Origin of the sequence: Streptomyces lydicus (assembly GCF_004125265.1) — a bacterium.
Classification (GTDB): Bacteria; Actinomycetota; Actinomycetes; order Streptomycetales; family Streptomycetaceae; genus Streptomyces; species Streptomyces lydicus_C.
In genome coordinates this window covers 8,489,476-8,511,852 of sequence record NZ_RDTE01000003.1, presented here as the reverse complement: position 1 = coordinate 8,511,852, position 22,377 = coordinate 8,489,476, and the positions used below count along the sequence as shown (strand labels likewise).

Genomic DNA, 22,377 nt, shown 5'->3' with positions numbered 1-22,377 from the left:
ACCCGGGCCTGCGGCGGGCCGAGGTCACCGGCCGCCGGACGCCCGCTGTGTGCGCCAGTCTCCGGCCAGGACCGACCAGATCTCCATGTCGTGACGTACGCCGCGGTACGGGTTGCTCTCCCGCAGCACTCCCTCCCGCACCATGCCGAGCCGCTTGGCGACATTGATGCTGGCGGTGTTGGAGGAGGACGCGATCCACTCCACACGGTGCATCCCGCGCTCCTCGACCGCCCAGTCGATGAGCACCCGGATCGCGCGGGTGATCAGCCCGCGTCCGACGGCCGCCTCCTCCAGCCAGCAGCCGACCTCGCAGTTGCCGGACTCGGTGTCGAACGTCCTGAAGAGGACGCCGCCGACGAGCACACGGTCCAGCCAGATTCCGTAGAGCCGACCGCTGTCGGCCGCCGCCTTGTCCGCATAGATCTGCAGGAGCGCCGTGGCGGACGCGAGATCGGTGACGCGGTCCGGCAGTCCGATGGAGCGGCCGATGTACTCCCGGCCCCGGTCCATATGGGCGAGGTACTCCCCGGCATGCCACGGCTCCAGTGGCCGCAGCTCCGCGCCGTCGTCGCCCAGCGGTATCGCGAACATCTGCTTCTTACCCGTCCCACTTCCACGTCGGCCTGTTCTGTGCTCGCGCTTCCGGACGAGTCGCTGTGCCGTCGTCGCCCCTTGCGCTGCGTCCGGAATCGTCGCACAGCGGCGTGCGCCGCCTCCCTGTGGCGCCCCGGGATGCGTCGTGCAGCGGGAGAGACGCAGGCACGGGGCGCTCCTGGCGGTGCGGTGGCGGGGCCCCGGCCGGACGGCTCGCGCAGGGCGCGCCCCTCCTACCGGGGCCGGCCCACCACTTCGGCGTCAGGAACCGGCCCGCCACCTCAGATCCCGGGTGAGGCAACCCGCGTATAGGTCACCGGTGCGCTGGTGCCGCCGGGGCTGGTGACGGTGACGGCGACCGGACCGGCGGCGCCGGGCAGGGCTTCGACGACGATGTGGGTGTCGGAGACGATGGTGAACCCCGCGGGGTCGGAGCCGATGAGCACCTGGGTCGCCTGGGCGAAGCCGGTGCCGGTGAGGGTGAGGGTGATACCGCCCGCGGTGGGCCCCGTGTTGGGGACCACGCTCGTGACGACCGGTGCCGCGAGGTAGGTGTAGGAGATCCCGTTGCTCGTTCCCCCGGCGGTGCTCACGGTGACGTCGACCGGGCCGGCGGCTCCGGCCGGAACCACGGCGGTGATCTGGCTGTCCGAGACCACCGTGAATCCCGTTGCCGCGGTCGTCCCGAAGCGCACCGCGGTGGCTTCGACGAGATGGATACCGGTGAGCGTGACGGTGTTCCCGCCCGAGAGCGGTCCCGAGGGCGGGGCGACACCGGTGAGGACCGGGGTGCTGACGTAGAAGTAGGCACTCTGGAGGGTGCTGGTGCCGCCCGGGGTGGTCACGGTGATGTCCACCGGACCCGCGGTCGCCGCGGGGACCACGGCCGAGATCTGGGTCGGGGACAGGACCGTGAAGGAGGTCGCGGGGGTGGTGCCGAAGGTGACCGCGGTCGTTCCGGTGAGGTTGGTGCCGGTGAGCGTGACGGTGTTCCCGCCGCTCGTGGGCCCTTGGTTGGGGCTGACGCCGCTCAGGGAGGGCGCCACGGAGTAGGTGTAGGAGACGCCGTTGCTGGTGCCGCCGGGGGTGGTGACGGTGACCTGCACCGTGCCGGTCCCGGCAGGGGCGACGGCGGTGACATGGGTGTCGGAGACGACGGTGAAGGAGGTTGCCGCCGTGGCGCCGAACCGTACGGCGCTGGTGGTGGCCAGGCCCGTACCGGTGAGAGTGACGGTGGTGCCCCCGGCGGCGGGGCCCGAAGACGGGGTCACGGACGTCAGTACCGGTACGGAGGCCGTGGTGTACGTGAACGGCACACCGTTGCTCGTACCGCCCGGCCCGACCACAGTGACCTGCACCGTGCCCGACCCCGCAGGCGCCGTCGCCGTGATCTGCGTCGCCGAATTCACCACGAACGACGCCGACACCCCACCGAACCGCACCGCCGACGCACCCGTAAAACCCGAACCCGTCAACGTCACCGTCGTACCACCCGACGACGGACCCGAAGCAGGAACCACCGAGGACAGCACCGGCGCGGAAACCGCCGTATACGTGAACGACACACCGTTACTCGTACCGCCCGGCCCGACCACAGTGACCTGCACCGTGCCCGACCCCGCAGGCGCCGTCGCCGTGATCTGCGTCGCCGAATTCACCACGAACGACGCCGACACCCCACCGAACCGCACCGCCGACGCACCCGTAAAACCCGAACCCGTCAACGTCACCGTCGTACCACCCGACGACGGACCCGAAGCAGGAACCACCGAGGACAGCACCGGCGCGGAAACCGCCGTATACGTGAACGACACACCGTTACTCGTACCACCCGGCCCGACCACAGTGACCTGCACCGTACCCGACCCCGCAGGCGCCGTCGCCGTAATCTGCGTCGCCGAATTCACCACGAACGACGCCGACACCCCACCGAACCGCACCGCCGACGCACCCGTAAAACCCGAACCCGTCAACGTCACCGTCGTACCACCCGACGACGGACCCGAAGCAGGAACCACCGAGCTCAAAACCGGCGCGGGGGTGGCGACGTAGGAGAAGGTGACGAACTGGTTGCTGGTGCCGCTGGGGGTGGTGACGGTGACCTGCACCGTGCCGGTGCCGAGCGGGGTGGTGGCGGTGATCTGGGTGTCGGAGACGACGGTGAACGACGGCGTCGGTGTGGCACCGAAGCGCACGGCGGTGGCGCCGGTGAAGCCGGTGCCGGTGATGGTCACGGTGGTGCCGCCCGCGGAGGCACCCGAGGAGGGAGAGACGGAGAGGACTGCGGGTGTTGCTGCGGCCGGCGTCTGCGCGGCGGAAGCGGTTGGCGGTTCTGCTGAGCGATTCACGGCCATGGTCCTTCGAGAGCGTGAGCCCCGGCCGGCCGCAGAGGAGAAGCGCCGGGCCGAGGCTCGTCAGGTGAGCTGGGGGAGGGCCGGGCAGGGCAGGGCGCACCCTGTCCGGACGGGTGGTGCGGGTGCCTGGCCGGGGGCCAGGCGGTCGTCGGCTGGGGGTACCGGTCAGATGCCGGGGCCGGCCAGGTAGGTGAAGTCAGCGGTGGCAACGCCACCGGTGGTGGTCACGGTCACGGTGGCGGGACCGGGGGAACCGTCCGCCGTGGGCGGGGTGACGACGGAAACCGTGGTGTCGCTGATGACGGTGAACGGTGCGGGCGTGGCGCCGAAGAGGACCGACTGGGTGGTGCTGAGGTTGGTGCCGGTGATGGTCACCACGGTTCCACCGCTGGCCGGGCCGGAGTTGGGGTTCAGCGTGGTGACGGTCGGGGCGTCGACATAGGTGTACGACAGGCCGTTGTTGGTGCCGCCCGCGGTGGTGACACTGACGCTCACCGGCCCGGGGCCCGTGCCCGTCGGGACGGTGACGGTCAGCTGGCCGTCGTTGACCACGGTCGGGGTCGCCGAGACGGCACCGAAGTTCACCGCGGTGGCGGTGGTCAGGCCGGTGCCGGTGATGGTGACGGTGTTACCGCCCGCGGTGACGCCGGATACGGGGGAGATGCTGGACTTGAACGGCGCGCCCACGTAGAAGAACGACAGCGGGTTGCTGGTGCCGCCGGGAGTGGTCACGGTCACGGGAACCGTACCGCTGCCCGACGGGCTGATGACGGTGACCGATGTGGGGGTGTTGGCGGTGATGGTGGCCGTCTTGGAGCCGAAGTGCACGGCGGTGGCGCCGCCGAGGTTGGTACCGGTGATGGTGACGATGGTCCCGCCTCCGGTCGAACCCTGATTGGGAGAGATGGGCATGGCGATGCTCCTTCTGTGGAGTGTGTGAGTGGGAGTGAGCAGCCGAAACCGGCGCGGCTGGGTACACCGTCGGTGTCGGGGTGAGCTTCCTGGTGCGTGATGGCCGATGCGCCGGCCGGCCGTCAGGTGCAGCCGATGACGCTGCCTGACGGAGCACAGTTGTCCGGGGTGTTGCCGTTGACGCTGGTGCCCAGCAGGGTCACGCCCCCGGAGTTGACGTAGATGCCGCCGCCGGTGGTGGTGGCGGTGTTGCCGGTGACGGAGCTGGCGGTCAGCGACACGGCACCGTTGTCGTTGTAGATTCCGCCCCCGGCAACAGCGGTGTTGCCGGTGACGGCACTGGTGAGCAGGGAGACCGTGCCCCCCAGGTTCGAGATGCCGCCCCCCGGCCAGGGGGACACGGCACTGCCGCCGCGGATGGTGACTCCCACCAGGCTCAACTGGCCTTTGGTGCCTGGTACGTTGGCGGCTCCCTGGACCTGGAGGACCCGGAAGGCCGGTGCGCTCGGGTCACGGACGATGGTGGCGCCCACTCCCAGCAGGGTGATCGACGTGGTGATGGGCGGCAGCCCCACCGGACCGGTGGGTCCGGTGCCGTGCGCGCTGGTGAGTCGGTAGGTGCAGAACGGGACCAGCTCCAGGGTGCCCCCACCGGCCGCGTTGGCCGCCGTGATCGCGTTGACCAGCGAGGTTTCACTGCACAGCACAGGCGTCTGGGCGTGTGCCTCGTTCGGGACCGCGGCCAGCCCGGCGGTCAGCGCCACGGTCAGGGCGCAGACACCGAGGATGGAGCGCAATGTACGGACAGTTCGCATGACGTCCCCAGGAAGAGGTGATGTGAGCCGCCGCACCGGCGGATGCCGACGAACGGCACCTGCCTGGTGTCTTCACTCCTCTGCGTGGGAGGGCATCCGTCGCGGTGCCGGTGCTGCACCGCCGCCTGCCCTCACGTGGGTGTGTTGTCGAGGTAGGCCAGCTGCCACTCGCCCGAGAGGGTAGGCGGCCCACCGGATTGGATGAGTCCCAGTAATCCACCCGAGTGAGCACACCTGCAACGCTCTTGACGCCCCGTCACCCGGATGGCAGAGCGCGTAACGGCCGTGCCGCACAACGTCGGAGGTGGCACTTCGCGCGTGCTCCGTGCGACCCCCTGTCACCGCTGCCCCGGACGGCGGCACCGTGGCGCCGCGGCGCGACTGAGGACGTCGCTCATCCGGGTCCGGTCGGGGCGGGTCCGGCTCGGCCTGGTCGGGGCCGGACCGGTCCGGCCCGCCAGGGTCCGGCTCGGCCTCTTCTCCCCCAGCGGCCCCTCCGCGCCGCCCTATATCACAGGTAGCAATCACCTCGACACCATCTGCGATCGGCGCTTGCGCCTGCCTGGTCCGGCGCGGACCGGTTCGGTTGACGGGCCGGCCCACCAGGGACGGGGCGGCCGGTACGAGGCGGCGGATTCCCGCCCGGTACCGGCCGCGTCACGCGAGGGCCACGCCGGTTCAACACCGCGGTCATGGGCGACCTCCCAGGCTGGCTATCGACGGCCCGTCCACTCAAGAGGAGGCATCATGGCGACGAACATCCGGAAGCGCATCCCGCACGTGATAGGTGCGTCTCTCCTGGCCGTGACACTCACCGGAACGGTGGGCGCGATCACCGCGATGAGCAGTGAAGCGCCGCAGACAACGAAGGCCTGGGCCCCGACCAGCACCGAACAAGCCACAGGAGCCACCACCACCGGCGCCACGATCGGCGGCGGAGGAGGCACGACAGGAGCCACCACGACCGGCGCGACCATCGGCGGCGGCCTGGGCGGTACCACAGGCGCCACCACCACGGGCGCCACCATCGGCGGCCTTGTGGGCGGCACCACCGGCGCCACGACCACCGGCGCCACCATCGGCGGCCTCGTGGGCGGCACGACCGGCGCCACCACCACGGGCGCCACCATCGGCGGCCTTGTGGGCGGCACCACCGGCGCCACGACCACCGGCGCCACCATCGGCGGCGGCCTGGGCGGCACCACCGGCGCCACCACCACCGGCGCCACCATCGGCGGCGGCGGAGGCGTGCTCTGCCAGGTTCGTATCGTCCAGGGCAGGCTCGTCCTGAGGCCGGCGGGCTGCAGGCTCGGTGGCGGCACGACCGGTGCCACCACGACCGGCGCGACCATCGGCGGGCGCGTGGGCGGCACGACCGGTGCCACGACCACCGGCGCGACGATCGGCGGCCGCGTGGGCGGCACGACCGGCGCCACCACCACGGGCGCCACCATCGGCGGCGGCCTGGGCGGCACCACCGGCGCCACCACCACCGGCGCGACGATCGGCGGCGGCCTGGGCGGCACGACCGGCGCCACCACGACCGGCGCCACCATCGGCGGCGGCCTGGGCGGCACCACCGGCGCCACCACCACCGGCGCCACCATCGGCGGCGGCCTCGGCGGCACCACCGGCGCCACCACCACCGGCGCCACCATCGGCTGAGACGAGCCACGCGCTGCGCGGAGCTCTCGGCGGTGGGGACGACCTGATGCCCACAGCGGGCACCTCGGACGAGGGCCCGCTCAGGGCCCCTCCAAAGGGGGCACGGGCGGCGGTCTCCTCCGCCGGCGAGGCGCGGGTTGGTAGCCATTCCTCCCCGGGCCGTCCGAGTCCCCCGTCGGGACGGTAGTACCGACGGGGGCGCGGTCCGGCCCGCTGCTCTGCCGTGCAACGCGGGTACGACCTCATCCCGCATCGCCGCATCCGGGGGCGGCGAGGCGGTCCCCCCTTGTCTCCGGCACCCGGTGCGAACGAGCCCGACCGCACCGGGGGTCCGTCGGAACCGGGGGCCTCCGCAACGGCCGCACACCGCATGCGCTTTCCCCCGGCCGCGCACGCACACCGGCCGCCACGCCCGTTCGCGCGGGTGGCAGGATGCGGGCCATGACATCGCAACTGCCGTTCGGAGACGGATTACGGGCAGAGCTGGGGACACCCGCGGGACACCGCAGGCTGGACAGCAGCCCGCGCTCGCGCGTCTGGCGGGTCGCGCTGAACGGGACACCGGTGGTCGTCAAACAGATCGTCGGCGCCCCCGACGCCGCTCAGCGGTATGCACGCGAGGTGACGGCCCTGCGGCTCGCCTCCCGGGCCGAACCGGCCCTCGTGCCGGGCCTGCTGGGCACCGACGACGAGGAACGCGTACTGGTTCTGGAGCACCTCGAACCCCGCCGGCCGTCCCGTGAATGGATCGTCGACTACGCCACCGCACTCGCCCGGCTGCACGCCACCGGCGCCCCCGAGGACGCCGGACTCCTGCCGGCCTGGTCCGGCCCGGCACAGGACGACATCGGTTCCTTCCTCCACCTCGCCGAGGCGCTGGACGTGACCGTGCCGTCCGGCGCACCCGCCGAACTCGACGCACTCGTGGACCGGCTCGGCCGGGAGCCGGGGCACGCCCTGCTCCACGGAGACCCGTGCCCCGGAAATGACCTGCACACCGCGCGGGGCGTCCGGTTCATCGACTTCGAACAGGCCACGCTCGGCAACGGGATCGTGGAACTCGCCTACCTGCACATCGGTTTTCCCACCTGCTGGTGCTCCACCGCGGCAGCCGCACCGCTCATGGACCGCGCCGAGACGGCCTACCGCACCGCATGGACCACCGCGACCGGCACCGAGCCCCAGGGCGATCTGACCGACGCCTGTGCCGGCTGGCTGCTGCGCGGCGACGCCCTGGTGCAGCGGGCGCACCGCGGCACCGTCGACCACCTGGCCCGCATCCCGGACCACGACTGGAAGTGGGGCACCGCCACTGCCCGGCAACGGCTGGCCCACCGGCTCGGAGTCGTCGCACGGATGACGGCCGAGCGGCCCGACCTGCGCGGTCTGCACCGGCTCTGTTCGGACCTGCGCCGAAGCATGCTGGAGCGGTGGCCGAGGCTCAAGCCGCTGCCTTCGCGGCGTCCGTAGAGCGTCCGGACGCGGACCGGCCCACCCGGACCGGCCCGTTGGTCAGGGGGCTGGCCAGGGGGCCGGTCAGGGCCCTCCGGCAGATCAGCCGAGGTGCGATCCGGTCTTCTCCAGGGCCTCGCGTACGGGCTGGTAGAAGGACTCGCCGCCCAGGAGGCAGTTGCCCCTGCCGCCCGAGGTCAGGCCCAGCGCGGTGTCTCCGTCGAAGAGCGAGCCGCCGCTGTCCCCGGATTCCGCGCAGATCCCGGCCTGGACCAGATCGTCGACGGGCCCTTCCTGGTAGTTGGCCGTCACCTCGACGGCGGTGACGTCCCCGGTCCGGACATGCGTGCTGCTGCCGCTGCGCCGCACCCGCTCGCCCACGATGGCATCGCCCACCTTGGCGATCGGCTGCAGGCTGCCGTTGTAGAGGTCCACCCGGCTGGGGTGGGCGATACCGGCGTCGGTGTACTTGGCGATCCCGAAGTCGTCGCCGGGGAAGGAGCCGGCCTCCGTCACCGCGATCATCGGACCTCCTTGTGAGGCGGACCAGTCGCGCACCGCGTTGGCGCAGTGGCCGGCGGTCAGGAAGTACGGCCGGCCGTCCCTGATGACGTTGAAGCCGAGCGAGCAGCGTGCGCCGCTGCCCCAGAGGGCGTTGCCGCCGGCGATCAGCGGCCGGAGCGTGCCCGCCGACTGCCGGAGGACGACCCGGTCGCCGAGCGAGGCCGTGACCTTCGTCAGCTGCGCCAGGCGGTCGCCCTTGACCGTACGGTCGGCGACGACGACCACCTGGTTGGTCCGTGGGTCCATCGCCCAGGACGTCCCGGGGATGGTGGCCTTCTGCTTGAGGGTCGCACGGGCCGCGTTCAGCGAGGTGAGGGAGTGCTTGACGATCTTGGCCTCGGCACCGGCGCCGTGGACCTTGGCCACGGCGGCCGTGGTGGTCACATTGACGATGAGTGTGTTGCGCGGCGCGTCATAGTAAAAGCCCGCCGCGCTGGTTCCGAGGGCGGAGCTGATGGTCCTGGCACGCTGCGCCGCCGCAGTGGCTGACGGGGGCTCAGGGACCTTGGCAGGGGCGGCCTGGGCGCACTGCAGGGTGAGTGCGGCGGCGATCAGAACCACGGTTCCCGCACTGCCGAGGACGGTGCGGGACTCAGATGCGCTGGTGTGCTTCAACTCAAGACCTCTTTGAGGGTGATCGGCGCCCCCGGACAGCCGGTGTGCACGGCACGGCGGAACGACGTCATTCTTTCCCTCCGGCTGCTTCGCGCTCCACCCGCCCGGCCACGGGTCCGCAGGAATCACCTGTACGGCCGGGGAATCACCCAAGGGATGCCAGGCGGGTCACGCCGGCTACGGGCATTGCTGCGGGCGGGACTTACGACGCTCCAGGGCCTGCCCCTGGGCCGTATGAGTGAAATCGGGTCGCCCTCCCTAGGCACGGGCGTAGAGCGGTGGGTCAATCGAGGTATCCGCGCGACGGGCCGCCCATTCCTCCGCACGGGCTGGATCAGTCCTTTCCACCGATCCCCCGGCGACCCCCTCCGCGCACCCCCGTGCATCCGCGTGGTGGTCATGGGCCCGGTCGTTCCCGCAGGAGGCCACTCGTGCACGATCTCCCCGGACCGTCGTCCCCCTCCACCGCGACGGCCGGCCGCGTCGTCGGCCGCATCGGCGCGCCGGAGCCGTCGGCGCAGGGCGGCACACGAGCGGGCCGGCCCCGGCAGTTGCCTTCTCTGACCGGTCTGCGGTTCGCCGCTGCGGGCGGCGTCGTCTACACCCACAGCGCGCTGCTGATCAACCCTCACCTGGCCCGGACCCTGGGGCCCGAGGTATGGGTCGGGGCGAGTTCGGTTTCGCTCTTCTTCATTCTCGGCGGCTATGTGCTGACGCATTCCGCCCGCCCGACCGACACCGCACGTGCCTTCTGGCGGCGCCGGGCCGCCAAGATTCTGCCCAATCACGTACTGACCTGGTGCGTGATCATGGCCGCGCTGGTCTGTGCCGGAGGGACGGCAACGCACGGTTCCGGATGGCCGGCGAACCTGTCCAGCCTCTTTCTGGTGAACACCTGGGTTCCCAGCCAGCGCTTTGTCTCCGCGGGTAATCCGGTTTCCTGGTCACTGGCCGCCGAAGGGTTTTTCTACCTTCTCTTCCCCCTGCTGCTGCCGTATGTCGAGCGGCTGTCACGCCGTGGACTGCTGATCGGGGCGGGTGGGGCGGTCGCGGTCGTCTGGGCCTGCCCGGTGCTCTACGAGTTCGTCCTCAACCCGGGCGGACCGCCCTTTCCCGGATACTGGTCCTTGTACATGCTGCCGATCACGCGGCTGCCCGAATTCGTCCTCGGCATGATGCTGGCCCGTCTCTCCATGACGGGAGTGCGGATTCCGCGCATCGGTGTTCTCCCGGCCGCTCTGGGCGTCATCAGCGCGATCGTGGTGAACTCCGCGTATCTCCCGCACAGCTTCCTGTACGCGGCCTCGACCGTGATCCCGCTCGCCACGCTCGTGCACGCGACCGCCGAGCTGGACCTGCGCGGCAGAAAGTCGCTGCTGCGCATGCCTGTCCTGGTGTTCCTCGGTGAGATCTCCTACGCCATGTATCTCGTCCACTTCATGGTGCTGGGGTTGCTGTACCTGTCGTTGACGGGTCATGGATGGAGCAACCTCGCCGTGGTCCTGGCCGGCCTGCCCGTCGTGCTGCTGACCTCGTGGCTGCTGTATGCGGGGGTGGAACGGCCGTGCGTACGGCGCTTCTCCGTGCCCCGCCGTGCCCGCCCCCGTGCCGCCACCGCGTAGCGCACCCGGGCGTTCCGGCGTCCGTACGGTGCGCGCCCGGGCCCCGGAGCGGCCCGGCGCCCCACCCGCCCTCCGCACGGTGGCCGCGCTCCCCCTCAGGACCACATCGGAAAGAAGCCCCCCAAATGAGTATGCGAAGCGAGCAGATCGCCGCCCACCGGCACCGGTACCAGGACGAGCTGGCGCACGGGCTGGAGCGGTTCTTCGAACCACGGCGCACCACGTGTCCTTGGTGCACCTCCTCCCGGCTGCGCGGGCGCCTGCGCACCACCGACCACCCCCAGCACAAGCCCGGGACGTTCGTACTCGACCAGTGCCGCAGTTGCGGGCACGTGTTCCAGAATCCCCGGCTGAGCGCGGACGGCCTGGATTTCTACTACCGGGACTGTTACGACGGCCTGGGCGAGGCGACGATGGCCCGGCTGGCCCGCTCGCCCCTCGCGGTGAGGCTCTACCGGGCCCGCGCCCGGGCACTGCTCCCGTTCGGCCGCCCGTCACAGTGGCTGGACGTGGGAACCGGTCACGGCCACTTCTGCGCCGAGGCCCGGAAGATCCATCCGGGCACCCGGTTCCACGGGCTCGACTGGGGCGAGGGCGTCGAGATCGCCGCACGCAAGGGCCGTATCTCCCGGGCCTACCGGGGGTCCTTCGTCGGGCTGGCCGGTCAATTGGCCTGTCAGTACGACGTGGTGAGCATGCATCACTATCTGGAACACACCCTGGCACCACGGCAGGAACTGGCCGCCGCCCACACCGCGCTCCGGCCCGGCGGTCACCTTCTGGTGGAGGTGCCCGACCCGGAATCCGCTTCCGCCCGTCTGCTCGGCCAGTGGTGGGGGCCGTGGCTCCAGCCGCAGCATTTGCACTTCGTCCCCCTGGACAACCTGTGCAGCGCACTGGCCGAGCAGGGATTCACCGTCGTGGCCACCGACCGGCACGAGCCGCATGTCCCCACCGATCTGACGTCCGCGGCGGTGAACCTGCTCAAATCCGTCCTGCCGAGCGAGGATCTGCCCTGGCTGCCCCGCAGGCCGGGGCGGGTGAGCCGCTGGGTCCGTGGGCTCTCCCTGTCGGCCGTCGCCCCCGTGCTCCTCGTCCTCATCGGGCTCGACCTCCTGCTGGCTCCCTTCACACGGCGCACCCGGCTGTCCAACGCCTACCGGGTGATCGCACGCCGCGACTGACCACCGCGCCGGGATGCCGCCGAGGCGCCCGCGGGGAGGTCACCCGGCCCTCGTCCACCACACCACTGCGGGAGATTTCGCCCGCGTTCGGCTCCACACGGAATTGCGGCGGTTACGCCGCCGGAGTGAAGCCGGTCGCAGCCGGAATCGCCGCAGCCGACGGAACGGGACACTGCCGACCATGCACATCCTGATCGCTACCGCGGGTTCGCACGGGGACGTCGCTCCTTACACCGGCCTGGGGGCCCGGCTGCATCGCGCCGGACACCGGGTGGTGATGGCCACCCATGCACGCTCGGCCGAGCTCGTACGCCGCAGCGGGCTGGGCTTCCACCCGCTTCCGCTCGACCGGTACGCCACGTCCGGAGCAAAGGACACACCAGGGCAGGGGCCGGGCAGGGGCGCCGGCCTCTCCAAGGCCGAACAGATGCGGCTGGCAAGGGAATTGGCGCCGGAGATGGCCGACGCGGTAGCCGAGGCCTGTGCCTCGGGTGCCGAGGTCCTGTTGTTCTCCAGCAGCCTGGCTCCCCTGGGGCTGGTGGCGGCGGAGGGGCTGCAACTGCCGTGCGCCGGGGTGTTCTTGCAGCCCCTGGAGCCCACCCGGGAGTTCCCTCCGGTCATCTTCGACGTGCCGTCGTGGGGGCCGCTCGCCAACCGGGCGCTGGGGCAGTGCGCGCAGTCGCTGCTGACCCGGGCCTTCGCTCCCGGGGTGCGCCATCTGCAGCGCCGGCTGGGCGTGACACGGGAGGCCCTGGAGCGGCGCCGGGCCACCTGGCCGGTCCACCACGGATTCAGCCCGGCAGTGGTCCCCCGGCCCGCCGACTGGCGGCCGGGGCTGGAGGTGGCGGGCTACTGGTGGCCGTCGGAAGTCCCCGGCTGGGCACCGGAATCCAGGCTGGCGGATTTCCTCCGGGCCGGTCCGCCACCGGTCTTCGTGGGCTTCGGCAGCATGACGCCCGGCGACCCGGAGCGACTGGGACGCCTCCTGGCACGCGCCTTGCGGCTCGCCGGGGTACGCGGTGTCGTCCAGTCGAGCCGGGCGGGCCTGTCGGTCGAGGGGGACGACGTCCTGACGGTGGGCGAGGTCCCGCACGCCCGGCTGTTTCCGCAGATGGCAGCCGTCGTCCACCATGCGGGGGCCGGAACCACGGCGGCCGGCCTGCGCGCGGGCGTGCCGGCGGTCCCCGTTCCCATGATGCTGGACCAGCCCTTCTGGGCGTCACGTCTGATGTCCCTCGGCGTCAGCCCCGGGAGGATCCCCTTCCAGCGGCTGACCGCAGAAAACCTCGCGGCCGCCGTGGGGAAGGCGGTGCGCGAGCCCCGATACCGTCATCGCGCCCGCCAGGTGGCGGCGTTGCTGGGCACGGAGGACGGCGCCGGCCGGGTGCTGGCGGCGGTCGAGCGCGGAGCGGGAGGAGACCGCAGGGGCGATCAAGCCCCCGGCCGCTGAGGCTGCCCGAGTGCGTCCACCGAGTCCAGGAAGCCCACCATCCGGCCGTTGGCCGACTCCGCATGGTCGATCTGCGGCCCGTGGCCGGTGTCGGCGACGATCTCGACGCGGGCGCCGGGCACCAGGCGCGGGACGCGCTCCTGCTGCCGTTGCGGGTGCACCATCAGGCTCCGCTTCCCGAGCAGCAGGTAGAGCGGGGTACGGATACTGCGCAGTTCGGCTTCGGTGAGGGGAAGCGGTGAGGGGCGGCGGATGCGGTGGGCGCGCACGCCGAGCCGCACCATCGCGCGCAGTTCCGGCACCACCAGGACCGGCTGGGCGAGCCAGGCGGCGAGACGTGGACGCAGCGCCTTCGGGGCGCAGGTCGCGAAGAGGCTGACGAAGATCCAGGCGAAGAACCGCAGGCCGACCTTCTCCAGGCCGCCCGGATCCAGCAGGGTGCCCGAGGCCAGCCGTCCGGGCCGGTGCAGCGCCTGGTTCAACGTGAGCCATCCGCCGTAGGAGGACCCGATGAGGTGGACCCGGTCGAGTCCGAGTGCTTCGAGCGTCTCGTCGAGCCACTGGGCGGCGCGTTCGGGCTGATGGATCGGTTCGCGCTGCACGCTGCGGCCCGGATCGCCGGGGGTGTCCATCGCATAGACCGTGCGCTGCGCGCTCAAGGCGGCGACGTTCGGGTACCACATCGACGAGTTGCCGCCGGCGCCGTGCACCAGGACCACCGGAGTGCGGGAGGCGGCGCCGGGCTCCGTCGGGCCGTACCGGTAGACGTGGGTGGTCCCGAAGCGGGTCTCCACGTCGCACTCCCCGTCCGGGGCCGGCCCCAGGGCGTAGACGGCGTCGCACGCGGCGAAGTACCGGTCGCGCATGGCCTCGTTCACATAGCGGCCGACGGCGGGGTTGCGGTCTTGCGTCCTGGTGCCGGGCACGGCAGGCCACCTCCTGACAGCGGGTTTTAATGATACCACCGTATCACTAAAGTGGTACAGCGGTACCATGTAGCCGATCCCGCAGGCCGGAACGGAACGAACGAGGCGGAGGGCACGGGCTGATGCCGAAGCGCGTGGACCACGAAGAGCGGCGCACCCAGATCGCCGAGGCGCTGATCCGGGTCGCCGGGCGGCGCGGTTTGCACGCCATCGGGATGCGCGAGGTGGCGGCCGAAGCGGGGGTGTCCCTGCGGCTGGTGCAGTACTACTTCGAAACCAAGGAGAAGCTGCTGCTGCACGGATTGCAGCAGCTGACCACCGGGCTCGGGGCCCGTATCGCCGACCGGGTCCGGGCCGCCGGCCACGCCCCGGGACCACGCGGGACGATCGAGGCCATCCTCCTCGAAGCACTCCCCCGCGACGAGGAGAGCCGGGCTTTCCACCTCGTCTACACCGCCTACGCCGTGCTCTCCGTGACGGACGAGACACTGGCCGCCCAGCCGTTCATCGACGGCCCCGATGCCGCCGAGGACGTGGTGGCCGACCAGTTGGAGCGGGCGCGCGAGGCCGGCCTGACCCCGCCCGGCACGGACGTACGCACGGAGGCCATCAGCCTCCTCGCCCTGTCGGCGGGCCTGGGCACCAGCGTCCTGGTGGGCCAGCGCACTCCGGACGCCGCAGCGGCGGTCCTCCGCCACCACCTGGACCGGCTCTTCCCGGACGGTGGGTGAACCGCCCGGCAACCGCAGCCGCCGCGCGGAGAATTACGTCGACACCCACGGCACCTGCGGTTAGCCTCGGCCTCCGTGACGACCACCCCGCAGACCCTCGACGACGTGCCTGTCCGGGTTGCCGTCCTCGGTGACGTCTCCCGCCGTACGACGGCCGGTTCGGCGCTGCGGGACGTCATCCACGAGTGCGGCCGCGGGCGGCAGACGTGGGCGGCAGACGCGGGCCGCAGACGGGGTGCCTCGCCGATGCCGGAGAACCGCGGGAGCAGCGTCTGAAGGGCCGGGGCGCGGACCGATGACGCCCCCGAGGAAGGACACCGCATGACCACGTCGTCGACCCAACGACTCATCACCGCCGTCGAGAGGGGGAAGGTGCACCGGGTGGACGCGCTCTTGCGGCAGGGGGCTTCTCCGTCCGTCGCGAGCGCCGACGGGGAGACGCCGTTGTACCTTGCCGCGGTGAGCGGCCACACGGACCTGGTGCGACTGCTCCTGGAAGCGGGCGCCCCGCCCGATGCGGAGAGCCGGGGAGAGCCGGGCAGTTCGGGTCTGCCGCTGTGTGCGGCGGCGTGCTGGGACCACGTCGAGGTGGTGCGCGAACTGCTCACCCACGGTGCCGACCCCGACCGGCGGGAGGATGACGGCACCGCCTACTCCCCTCTGATGTGGGCGGCCTCCTGCGGCCACCACCGGACCGCCCGGCTGCTGCTCGAGGCGGATGCCGATCCCCACGCGCGCCATCGCGACCGGACCCCGTTGATGGCGGCGGCCGAGCGGGGATCGATCGCGGTGGTACGGGCCCTGCTGTGCCACGGCGCCGACCCCCGACTCACCGATACGTGGGGCCGGACGGCAGGGGACCTGGCCCGCGAACAGTGCGGCAAAGACCTCGAGAGCGAACTGCGGGAGAGGGCGCGCGCCGCCCGGAACAGCAGGTGCGAGGTCCGGCGCAGTCCCCGCTCCGAGGGCACGGAGCTCATCGAGCTGACAGTCAGCTCACCGGGCGGAAGGGGCGCAGCCCACTGGCAGGGGGAGACGGGGCACGCCCTGATCGCCGCGCTTCTGCAGGATGCCCTGCGGGGCTGAGACGCGCCGGCCGGGTGTCACGGCCACGGGGCAACGCCGCCACGGACAGCCCTGCTTCGCCGCGGGGTGCGGAGTGCGTGCGGCACCGCCCCGGCAGCCGAGCAGGGCCTGAGGAGAGGGACCAACCCTGAACAGGCCCCTGCGCCTGACGGCCAACCTGCCGCCTCTGTAGAGTCATTGACCTGGTGAGCACGACCGATCCCGGGAGAGTGGCATGGCCGACCGGCATCGGTCCCCGCACACGGACCGGGCGGACCGCGCCGACCGGAGCCTGGGCGGCCGACAGCTCGCCGCGATGCTGCCCGACCCGGCAGAGGCCCGGCCGGCCTACCGCCACCTGGCCAGGGCGATCAGTGCGCTGATCCTCGACGGACGCATCGCGCTGCACGTCAGGCTCCCCGCCGAACGGGAGCTGGCCACGGCCCTGCACACCAGCAGGGCCACCGTCACCGCCGTGTACGACCTGCTGCGCGAGAGCGGCTACGCGCACAGCCGCCAGGGCTCCGGTACCTGGACGGCCCTTCCGGAGGGACGGGCCCCCAGCGGCATCGCACGGCTCCTCGGGCCCCAGGACACCGCGATCGACCTGGCCAGCGCCGCCCCCGGACTGCCGGAGCGGACGCTCCTCGACGCCCTCGCCCAGGTCGCCCCGCGGCTGGCCGAGCACGCGCACACCCCCGGCTACCACCCGTACGGCCTCCCGGAGTTGCGCGCCGCCGTCGCCGAGCGCTTCACCCGGCGGGGACTGGCCACGATCCCCGAACAGATCCTGGTGACCGCCGGCGCCCAGCACGCGCTCACGCTCGTCCTGGGGCTGCTGTGCCGGCCCGGTGACCGGGTCATGGTCGAGAACCCGTCCTACCCGAACGCCCTGGAGGCCATGCGCCGCGCCCGGCTGCGCACCCTGTCGGTCCCGGTGACCGACACCGGCTGGGACATCGAGATCACCGAGTCGACCTTCCGCCAGACGGTTCCCCAACTGGCCTATCTGCTCCCCGACTTCCACAATCCGACCGGCTGCCTCATGCCCGACGAGGAGCGCGTCCGCATGCTGCGCGCCGCGGAGCGCTCCGGCGCCTGGCTGGTCGTCGACGAGACCCTGGCCGACCTCGCCCTCGACGTCCCGGCCCCGCCGCCGTTCGCCTCCCGCGCCACCCCCGGCGGGGCCGGCCAGGTCATCACCATCGGCTCGATGAGCAAGACGCACTGGGGCGGTCTGCGCATGGGCTGGGTGCGTGCCCCCGCGCAGCTCGTCACCGAACTCGCCGGCCAGCGAGCCGCCACCGATATGGGCGGCTCGGTGCTGGACCAGCTGCTGGCCGTCCCGCTCCTGGACCGTGCCGGGGAACTGTTGCCGGCCCGCCTGGAACAGCTGCGCGGACAGCGCGCCGCTCTGGCCGCGGCGCTGACCGAGCACCTGCCGCAGTGGACCTGGCAACTGCCGCCCGGCGGACTGTCGTTGTGGGTGGACCTCGGCGCGCCCCTCTCCTCGGCGCTGGCCGAACGGGCCCTGGACTACGGGGTACGGATCGAGGGCGGTGCGTACTTCGGCACCGATCCCGGCCTGTTCGAACAGCGCCTGCGTATCCCCTACACCACCTCGCCGGAGACCCTGCGCGAGGCCGTGCACCGCATGGCCGCCGCCCTCACGGAGGGGCTTTCACCGTCGTCCGCCACCCGCCGAGCGCGCTGGGTCGCCTGAACCGGGCACGGCCATCGGCCGGGCACCGCTTTCGGTCCGGCACCGCTTTCAGCCCGACACCACGTTCGGTCGAGCCCTGGGTATCGGCGCTTCCAGTCGGCGTACACCGCACCGGAGTTGGTGCGGTCCCCGAGCGGCCGCACATCGGCCCGCCGCCGCCAGGACCACCACACCACGCCCACCCCCCTCACCACCCTTTAGTCTGATAATTACTCTCTTTCACACTCCGTCTGCATTGTGCAAAACCTTTGGTGTTAGCCGCATATGGAGGGCGCCACGGGTGCATGGTCAGTGTTGCCCGGCCATCGGCAGGGCATCTCGCCCATGGCTTCGCGCCATGGCAATGCAGAAAGGCACGATCGATGACTGACGGATTCAAGCGCGCCCTCGCTCTCGGCGCCGCCACCGTTGCTCTCGCCGGAGGCACCCTCCTCTCCTCGGTGGGTGTCGCCTCGGCCACGCCGTCGCACCACGGAGACCACACGACCACCCGACACGTCGACAGGGGCCGGTGCCACATGGTCCACGGACACTGGACCCGGACCTGGCACCCGGCCTGGCGTGACCGGCACGGCGTCCGTCACCCCGGCTACTGGACCCGGACCTGGCACCGGGAGCACCTGGTCTGCCGCCGCCACTGACCACTCCCCCGCTGTAGCCGACCACAGCAGCTGAAGGGCCCCCGAGCCGACGCGTACTCGGGGGCCCACCCGCGTCCGGCTTCAGCGCACGCCGTGGGGCCGGAACTGGACACTGATCCGCGGCCCCGCCGCACGGCTGCTCTTGGGGATCGCATGTTCCCAGGTCCGCTGACAGGAGCCGCCCATCACGATCAGGTCGCCGTGCCCCAGCGGCCGCCGTACGGTGGCGCCGCCGCGCCGCGGACGGAGCAGCAGATCGCGCGGCGCGCCCACGGACAGGATGGCGACCATGGTGTCCGCGCGTCGGCCGCGGCCGATCCGGTCGCCGTGCCAGGCCACACTGTCGCGGCCGTCGCGGTAGTAGCAGAGCCCGGCCGTGGTGAACGGCTCGCCGAGCTCGGTGGCGTAGTGCGCGGACAGCGCATCCCTCGCCTCGGCCAGCACGGGGTGCGGCAGGGTGTCGCCGGCCTCGTAGAAGGCGAGCAGCCGCGGCACGTCCACCACCCGCTCGTACATCCGCCGGCGCTCGGCCTGCCAGGGCACCTCGGCAGCGAGCCGGTCGAACAGGGCATCGGCCCCGCTCAGCCATCCGGGCAGCAGATCGAGCCAGGCCCCGTCACCGAGCTCGGTCCTGCGCACGCCGCGCAGCGGGCCGAGACGGACCTCGTCGGTCTGGTCGAAGAGCGAGCCCTGAAGGTGCGTGGCCATGCTTCCAGGGTACCCATTATTCGAATGTGTGTTCTGTAGTGTGGCGGTCACGCGTCGGCACTCCCCGCGCCACCGGTTGCGCTCCGGCAACACTCCCCCACACCCCCGACACACCCCGATACCAATCACTGCACCCCGGCACGCGCTGCCCGGCGAGGCAACGGCAGCCGCCGACGACACGGCCTTGCCTCCCCGCGGCACCGGGAGCAGGCTGAATACATGGGCAACGGAGAAGGCCCGACGCTCATCACTTCCGTGCAGCGCGCCTTCCGCTTGATGGAGGCCGTGGGTGCCCACGAGGGCGGCGCACCGGCGAAACAGCTGGCACGCGAGACAGAGCTGCCGCTGGCCACCACGTATCACCTTCTGCGCACGCTGGCGCACGACGGGTACATCCGGAAACTGGAGGACGGCGGTTTCGTCCTGGGCGACAAGCTGGACACCCTGCACGCCGGAGGGCGGGGGCAGGCGCTGCTCAACCGGGTCCGCCCCGCGCTCGCAGCGCTACGGGACGACCTCTCGGCCGCCGCCTACCTGACCTTCTACGAGGACGGCGAGATCCGGGTGGCCGAGATCGTCGACGGCCCCCGGGCACCCCGGGTCGACCTCTGGGTGGGCTTCGAGGACGCCGGGCACGCCACGGCACTGGGCAAGTGCGTACTGCGTGAGCTGGACGACGGGGCCCGCGACGACTACCTCTCCCGGCACCCCCTGGCCGACCTCACACCCCGCACCATCACCGGACGGGCCGAACTGCTGCGCAGGCTCGACACCCTGCCCACGGCGCCGCTCGTGACGGACATGGAGGAGTACGCGCTCGGCACGTTCTGTGTCGCGGTGCCGGTCTACAGCGGCGAAACGCTCGGATCCCTCGGCGTCTCGCTGCGGGCGGACCGCATCTCGCGCATCGAGGAGATCCGCAGCCGGCTGCTTCCGACGGCGAGTCGCGTGACCAGGGGACTGTCACTCACTATGTGAAATCCCGGCCCTTGCCGCTCCCCTACAGATGCCGCTTTCCTTGAGGAAACGGACATTTTCAGGTGCTGATGCCCTCAGCCCAGGCCCTGAGCAGGGAAGCGAGCCGCGGAACCGTACATGCGCCAAGCCCGGACCCATCACCACGACCGCCTGCCGCGGTGGCAGGCCGCCAAGCCGTTCTCCACGCTGCGGACGGCGGTCCGCCGGATCGCACCGCCCCGGAGTGACGCACCGGCCCGTGCGGCGGACGCCCGCCGCCACTACACCTCCTGCCTGCCGGTTCTGATCATCGCGGCCGTGGCGCTCCTCGCCTTTTCCGGCGGATCCGGTATGAGCTGGCTGCCGCTGCTCGCCGTGGGTCCCGCGCTGGCTGCCGCCACCAGCGGGCCGTGGGGAGTACTCCGCGTCGGCGTCCTGGCGGTGGCACTGGGGGCGGCGCTCGGCCTGCACGACGGTGCGCCGGGCAGCGACCAGGCGATCGTGCTGTCCACACTGTCCGCCGTGACCTTGGCCAGCAGTCTGGCCGGCGCGCTGCGCAGGCGTCGCGAGCAGGTGCTGGCCGCCGTCCGCTCGGTCGCCGAGGCCGCCCAACACGCCTTCCTCAAACCCGTGCCGGCAACGGTCGGGCCTTTCCAGACGGCAGTCCACTACAGCGCCGCCGCTGCCGAGGCCCGGATCGGCGGGGACCTCTACGCCCTGGTTCCCACGCCGTACGGGGTCCGGCTGATCGTGGGCGATGTACGCGGCAAGGGGCTGCCGGCGGTGGGCATCGCCGCGCTGGTCCTGGGCGTGTTCCGGGAAGCGGCCTATGACGAGCCGGATCTGCTCGATGTGGTCCACAGGATCGAACGCAGCCTGGCGCGCAACCTCGGCCCGGACGACTTCGTCACGGCAGTGCTGGCCGGGTACCCCGAGGCCGGCCGTATGGAGCTGGTCAACTGCGGGCATGCCGCTCCGCTCCTGGTCCACGGCTCGGGCATCCTGCCCGTCGAGCCCGTCCGTCCGGCCCCGCCGCTCGGTCTGCGCGCCCTGGCCGACGAGGCCCCCGGCCTCCAGGAGATCGCCCTGCACGAAGGGAACCAGCTGCTCTTCTACACCGATGGTGTGACCGAGGCCCGGGATCACAAGCGGCGGTTCTACCCGCTCGTGGAGCGGCTGTCGCAGCACATGTCGCCGGAGCCTTCACGCACTCTCGCCGCGCTCCACGAGGACCTGCTCGCGCATGTGGGCGGCGAGCTGCACGACGACGCCGCCATGCTCCTGCTCCGGAAGACGGCCGACGTCCCCTCGGCGGTCCCGGACGCACCGGACCCGTCGGCCGGACGGCAGCCCTGCCCTCCGGTGGCCGCCGAATAGGAGCACCCCCGGGGTGTGCGGTGTGGCGGCGTCCCGGGAGCCGGTGTGGCCGGGAGGCGGGAGCCGGCGGCAGCGACAGGTGCGTTCACGTGCCGGCCAGGAGTCCCTTGCGCAGGGTGGTGCACACCCGGGCCAGCAGGCGCGAGACATGCATCTGGGAGAGACCGAGCTCCGCACCGATCTCGGACTGGGTCATCTCCTCGCCGAAACGCATCCGGAGAAGGGTGCGTTCACGGTCGTCGAGCTCGGCCAGATGCGGCTTGAGGGCCTGGATGTCTTCCGCCAGGGTGAGGGCGGGATCCTCGCCGCCCATGAGGTCGGCGACGAGACCGGTGGTCTGCTGCTTGCCGCCGCCGGCTTGGACGGGCCGGTCTATGGAGTCGCTGTCGTAGCCGTTACTGGCCACGAGCCCTTCCGCCACTTCATCCTCCGCCAGATCGAGGCGGGCCGCGAGGTCGGCGACGGACGGCTCGTGTCTGCCCTCGCTCTCCAGCTCCTCCCTGGCACGGGCGAGGTCGATACGGAGCTCCTGCAGGCGCCGCGGCACGCGCACCGACCAGGTGGTGTCGCGGAAGAACCGCTTGATCTCGCCCTGGATGTAGGGGACGGCCAACGTGGTGAACTCCACGTCACGGGAGGGGTCATAGCGGTCGATCGCCTTGATCAGACCGATCGTCCCCACCTGCAGGACGTCTTCCATCGACTCCCTGCGGCTGGAGAACCGGCGGGCGACATAACGCACCAGGGAAAGATTCATCTCGATGAGGGTGTTGCGCGCGTACTGGTACTCGGGGGTCCCCTCCTCCAGTTCCTGCAGCCGCAGCAGGAACTGCTTGGACAACTCCCGTGCGTCGGACGGAGCGACGCGCAGCGGAACCTGGATCTGCGGCAGCACCGTCGGGGCCGGCACGGCACACTCCTGCGAGCCGGCCTCCGACTCCGTCCCTACGTTCATGGTGCTGTTGCTGCTCATGCTGCCGGCTCCCACCTGTTGCTGAGCCCCCGTCACCTGCCCCCTACCC

Annotated in this window: 20 protein-coding genes; 12 read left to right on the top strand and 8 right to left on the bottom strand. The window is 71.7% G+C overall.

The window, feature by feature from the left end:
- Nucleotides 1-24: 24 nt before the first annotated feature.
- The 4 genes from D9V36_RS40055 to D9V36_RS40040 form a co-directional block, all read right to left on the bottom strand.
- Nucleotides 25-591: a GNAT family N-acetyltransferase gene (locus D9V36_RS40055; protein ID WP_129298085.1), complete on the bottom strand. Its 567-nt coding sequence runs from the start codon at nucleotides 589-591 to the stop codon at nucleotides 25-27.
- A gap of 284 nt (nucleotides 592-875) precedes the next feature.
- Nucleotides 876-2,942: a beta strand repeat-containing protein gene (locus D9V36_RS40050; RefSeq protein WP_241721246.1), complete on the bottom strand. Its 2,067-nt coding sequence runs from the start codon at nucleotides 2,940-2,942 to the stop codon at nucleotides 876-878.
- Nucleotides 2,943-3,113: 171 nt separating this feature from the next.
- Nucleotides 3,114-3,860 (bottom strand): IPT/TIG domain-containing protein, encoded by a 747-nt coding sequence (locus D9V36_RS40045; RefSeq protein ID WP_129298083.1) that lies wholly within the window; start codon nucleotides 3,858-3,860, stop codon nucleotides 3,114-3,116.
- A gap of 122 nt (nucleotides 3,861-3,982) precedes the next feature.
- Nucleotides 3,983-4,675 (bottom strand): hypothetical protein, encoded by a 693-nt coding sequence (locus D9V36_RS40040; protein WP_241721245.1) that lies wholly within the window; start codon nucleotides 4,673-4,675, stop codon nucleotides 3,983-3,985.
- A gap of 747 nt (nucleotides 4,676-5,422) precedes the next feature.
- On the opposite strand from D9V36_RS40040, the gene D9V36_RS41305 reads away from it, so the two are divergent.
- Together D9V36_RS41305 and D9V36_RS40030 are read left to right on the top strand one after the other, a co-directional pair.
- Nucleotides 5,423-6,340, top strand: a complete 918-nt coding sequence (locus D9V36_RS41305) for a hypothetical protein (RefSeq protein WP_164993126.1) — start codon at nucleotides 5,423-5,425, stop codon at nucleotides 6,338-6,340.
- 441 nt (nucleotides 6,341-6,781) lie between these two features.
- A complete protein-coding gene (locus D9V36_RS40030) occupies nucleotides 6,782-7,810 on the top strand; it encodes an aminoglycoside phosphotransferase family protein (RefSeq protein ID WP_129298081.1) in 1,029 nt (342 codons plus the stop codon).
- An 84-nt stretch (nucleotides 7,811-7,894) separates the two neighbouring features.
- Here D9V36_RS40030 and D9V36_RS40025 read toward each other — a convergent pair whose 3' ends face one another.
- Nucleotides 7,895-8,971, bottom strand: a complete 1,077-nt coding sequence (locus D9V36_RS40025) for a S1 family peptidase (protein ID WP_241721244.1) — start codon at nucleotides 8,969-8,971, stop codon at nucleotides 7,895-7,897.
- A 431-nt stretch (nucleotides 8,972-9,402) separates the two neighbouring features.
- On the opposite strand from D9V36_RS40025, the gene D9V36_RS40020 reads away from it, so the two are divergent.
- The 3 genes from D9V36_RS40020 (at nucleotide 9,403) to D9V36_RS40010 (ending at nucleotide 13,227) form a co-directional block, all read left to right on the top strand.
- Entirely contained in the window at nucleotides 9,403-10,593 is a 1,191-nt protein-coding gene (locus tag D9V36_RS40020; protein ID WP_241721243.1) for an acyltransferase family protein, read from the top strand.
- Nucleotides 10,594-10,718: 125 nt separating this feature from the next.
- A complete protein-coding gene (locus tag D9V36_RS40015; protein ID WP_129298080.1) occupies nucleotides 10,719-11,777 on the top strand; it encodes a class I SAM-dependent methyltransferase in 1,059 nt (352 codons plus the stop codon).
- Nucleotides 11,778-11,958: 181 nt separating this feature from the next.
- Nucleotides 11,959-13,227, top strand: a complete 1,269-nt coding sequence (locus D9V36_RS40010) for a glycosyltransferase (protein ID WP_129298079.1) — start codon at nucleotides 11,959-11,961, stop codon at nucleotides 13,225-13,227.
- Here D9V36_RS40010 and D9V36_RS40005 read toward each other — a convergent pair.
- Nucleotides 13,209-14,093, bottom strand: coding sequence for an alpha/beta fold hydrolase (locus tag D9V36_RS40005; RefSeq protein WP_241721403.1), 885 nt, complete (start codon nucleotides 14,091-14,093; stop codon nucleotides 13,209-13,211). The two genes, D9V36_RS40010 and D9V36_RS40005, sit on opposite strands and share 19 nt — an antisense overlap.
- Nucleotides 14,094-14,275: 182 nt before the next feature.
- On the opposite strand from D9V36_RS40005, the gene D9V36_RS40000 reads away from it, so the two are divergent.
- The 5 genes from D9V36_RS40000 to D9V36_RS39980 all read left to right on the top strand — a co-directional run bounded on the left by D9V36_RS40000 (nucleotide 14,276) and on the right by D9V36_RS39980 (nucleotide 18,313).
- Entirely contained in the window at nucleotides 14,276-14,884 is a 609-nt protein-coding gene (locus D9V36_RS40000; protein WP_129298077.1) for a TetR/AcrR family transcriptional regulator, read from the top strand.
- Between the two features lie 75 nt (nucleotides 14,885-14,959).
- Complete coding sequence (locus D9V36_RS39995; protein WP_241721242.1) at nucleotides 14,960-15,160, top strand: DUF4180 domain-containing protein; 201 nt, start codon at nucleotides 14,960-14,962, stop codon at nucleotides 15,158-15,160.
- 45 nt (nucleotides 15,161-15,205) lie between these two features.
- On the top strand, nucleotides 15,206-15,970 hold the full coding sequence (locus tag D9V36_RS39990) for an ankyrin repeat domain-containing protein (RefSeq protein ID WP_129298075.1): 765 nt from the start codon (nucleotides 15,206-15,208) through the stop codon (nucleotides 15,968-15,970).
- Between the two features lie 214 nt (nucleotides 15,971-16,184).
- Nucleotides 16,185-17,672: a PLP-dependent aminotransferase family protein gene (locus tag D9V36_RS39985; RefSeq protein ID WP_129298074.1), complete on the top strand. Its 1,488-nt coding sequence runs from the start codon at nucleotides 16,185-16,187 to the stop codon at nucleotides 17,670-17,672.
- A gap of 362 nt (nucleotides 17,673-18,034) precedes the next feature.
- Entirely contained in the window at nucleotides 18,035-18,313 is a 279-nt protein-coding gene (locus D9V36_RS39980) for a hypothetical protein (protein ID WP_129298073.1), read from the top strand.
- 81 nt (nucleotides 18,314-18,394) lie between these two features.
- Here the strand turns inward: D9V36_RS39980 and D9V36_RS39975 are convergent, their stop codons facing one another.
- Entirely contained in the window at nucleotides 18,395-19,021 is a 627-nt protein-coding gene (locus D9V36_RS39975; protein WP_129298072.1) for an alpha-ketoglutarate-dependent dioxygenase AlkB, read from the bottom strand.
- Between the two features lie 219 nt (nucleotides 19,022-19,240).
- Between D9V36_RS39975 and D9V36_RS39970 the strand changes: the two genes are divergently transcribed.
- Together D9V36_RS39970 and D9V36_RS39965 are read left to right on the top strand one after the other, a co-directional pair.
- Entirely contained in the window at nucleotides 19,241-19,999 is a 759-nt protein-coding gene (locus tag D9V36_RS39970; protein ID WP_129298071.1) for an IclR family transcriptional regulator, read from the top strand.
- Between the two features lie 117 nt (nucleotides 20,000-20,116).
- Entirely contained in the window at nucleotides 20,117-21,355 is a 1,239-nt protein-coding gene (locus D9V36_RS39965; RefSeq protein WP_129298070.1) for a PP2C family protein-serine/threonine phosphatase, read from the top strand.
- Nucleotides 21,356-21,440: 85 nt separating this feature from the next.
- Here the strand turns inward: D9V36_RS39965 and D9V36_RS39960 are convergent, their stop codons facing one another.
- The gene (locus D9V36_RS39960; RefSeq protein WP_129298069.1) at nucleotides 21,441-22,328 is read right to left on the bottom strand and encodes a SigB/SigF/SigG family RNA polymerase sigma factor; all 888 of its coding nucleotides are present in this window, start codon (nucleotides 22,326-22,328) and stop codon (nucleotides 21,441-21,443) included.
- Nucleotides 22,329-22,377: the final 49 nt, after the last annotated feature.

Bases quoted from the DNA above. Each gene is read 5' to 3' on its own strand.
- D9V36_RS40055 (WP_129298085.1), bottom strand. From the start codon at position 591: ATGTTCGCGATACCGCTGGGCGACGACGGCGCGGAGCTGCGGCCACTG.
- D9V36_RS40045 (WP_129298083.1), bottom strand. From the start codon at position 3,860: ATGCCCATCTCTCCCAATCAGGGTTCGACCGGAGGCGGGACCATCGTC.
- D9V36_RS40040 (WP_241721245.1), bottom strand. From the start codon at position 4,675: ATGCGAACTGTCCGTACATTGCGCTCCATCCTCGGTGTCTGCGCCCTG.
- D9V36_RS41305 (WP_164993126.1), top strand. From the start codon at position 5,423: ATGGCGACGAACATCCGGAAGCGCATCCCGCACGTGATAGGTGCGTCT.
- D9V36_RS40030 (WP_129298081.1), top strand. From the start codon at position 6,782: ATGACATCGCAACTGCCGTTCGGAGACGGATTACGGGCAGAGCTGGGG.
- D9V36_RS40015 (WP_129298080.1), top strand. From the start codon at position 10,719: ATGAGTATGCGAAGCGAGCAGATCGCCGCCCACCGGCACCGGTACCAG.
- D9V36_RS40010 (WP_129298079.1), top strand. From the start codon at position 11,959: ATGCACATCCTGATCGCTACCGCGGGTTCGCACGGGGACGTCGCTCCT.
- D9V36_RS40005 (WP_241721403.1), bottom strand. From the start codon at position 14,093: ATGCGCGACCGGTACTTCGCCGCGTGCGACGCCGTCTACGCCCTGGGG.
- D9V36_RS40000 (WP_129298077.1), top strand. From the start codon at position 14,276: ATGCCGAAGCGCGTGGACCACGAAGAGCGGCGCACCCAGATCGCCGAG.
- D9V36_RS39990 (WP_129298075.1), top strand. From the start codon at position 15,206: ATGACCACGTCGTCGACCCAACGACTCATCACCGCCGTCGAGAGGGGG.
- D9V36_RS39985 (WP_129298074.1), top strand. From the start codon at position 16,185: ATGGCCGACCGGCATCGGTCCCCGCACACGGACCGGGCGGACCGCGCC.
- D9V36_RS39980 (WP_129298073.1), top strand. From the start codon at position 18,035: ATGACTGACGGATTCAAGCGCGCCCTCGCTCTCGGCGCCGCCACCGTT.
- D9V36_RS39975 (WP_129298072.1), bottom strand. From the start codon at position 19,021: ATGGCCACGCACCTTCAGGGCTCGCTCTTCGACCAGACCGACGAGGTC.
- D9V36_RS39970 (WP_129298071.1), top strand. From the start codon at position 19,241: ATGGGCAACGGAGAAGGCCCGACGCTCATCACTTCCGTGCAGCGCGCC.
- D9V36_RS39965 (WP_129298070.1), top strand. From the start codon at position 20,117: ATGCGCCAAGCCCGGACCCATCACCACGACCGCCTGCCGCGGTGGCAG.
- D9V36_RS39960 (WP_129298069.1), bottom strand. From the start codon at position 22,328: ATGAGCAGCAACAGCACCATGAACGTAGGGACGGAGTCGGAGGCCGGC.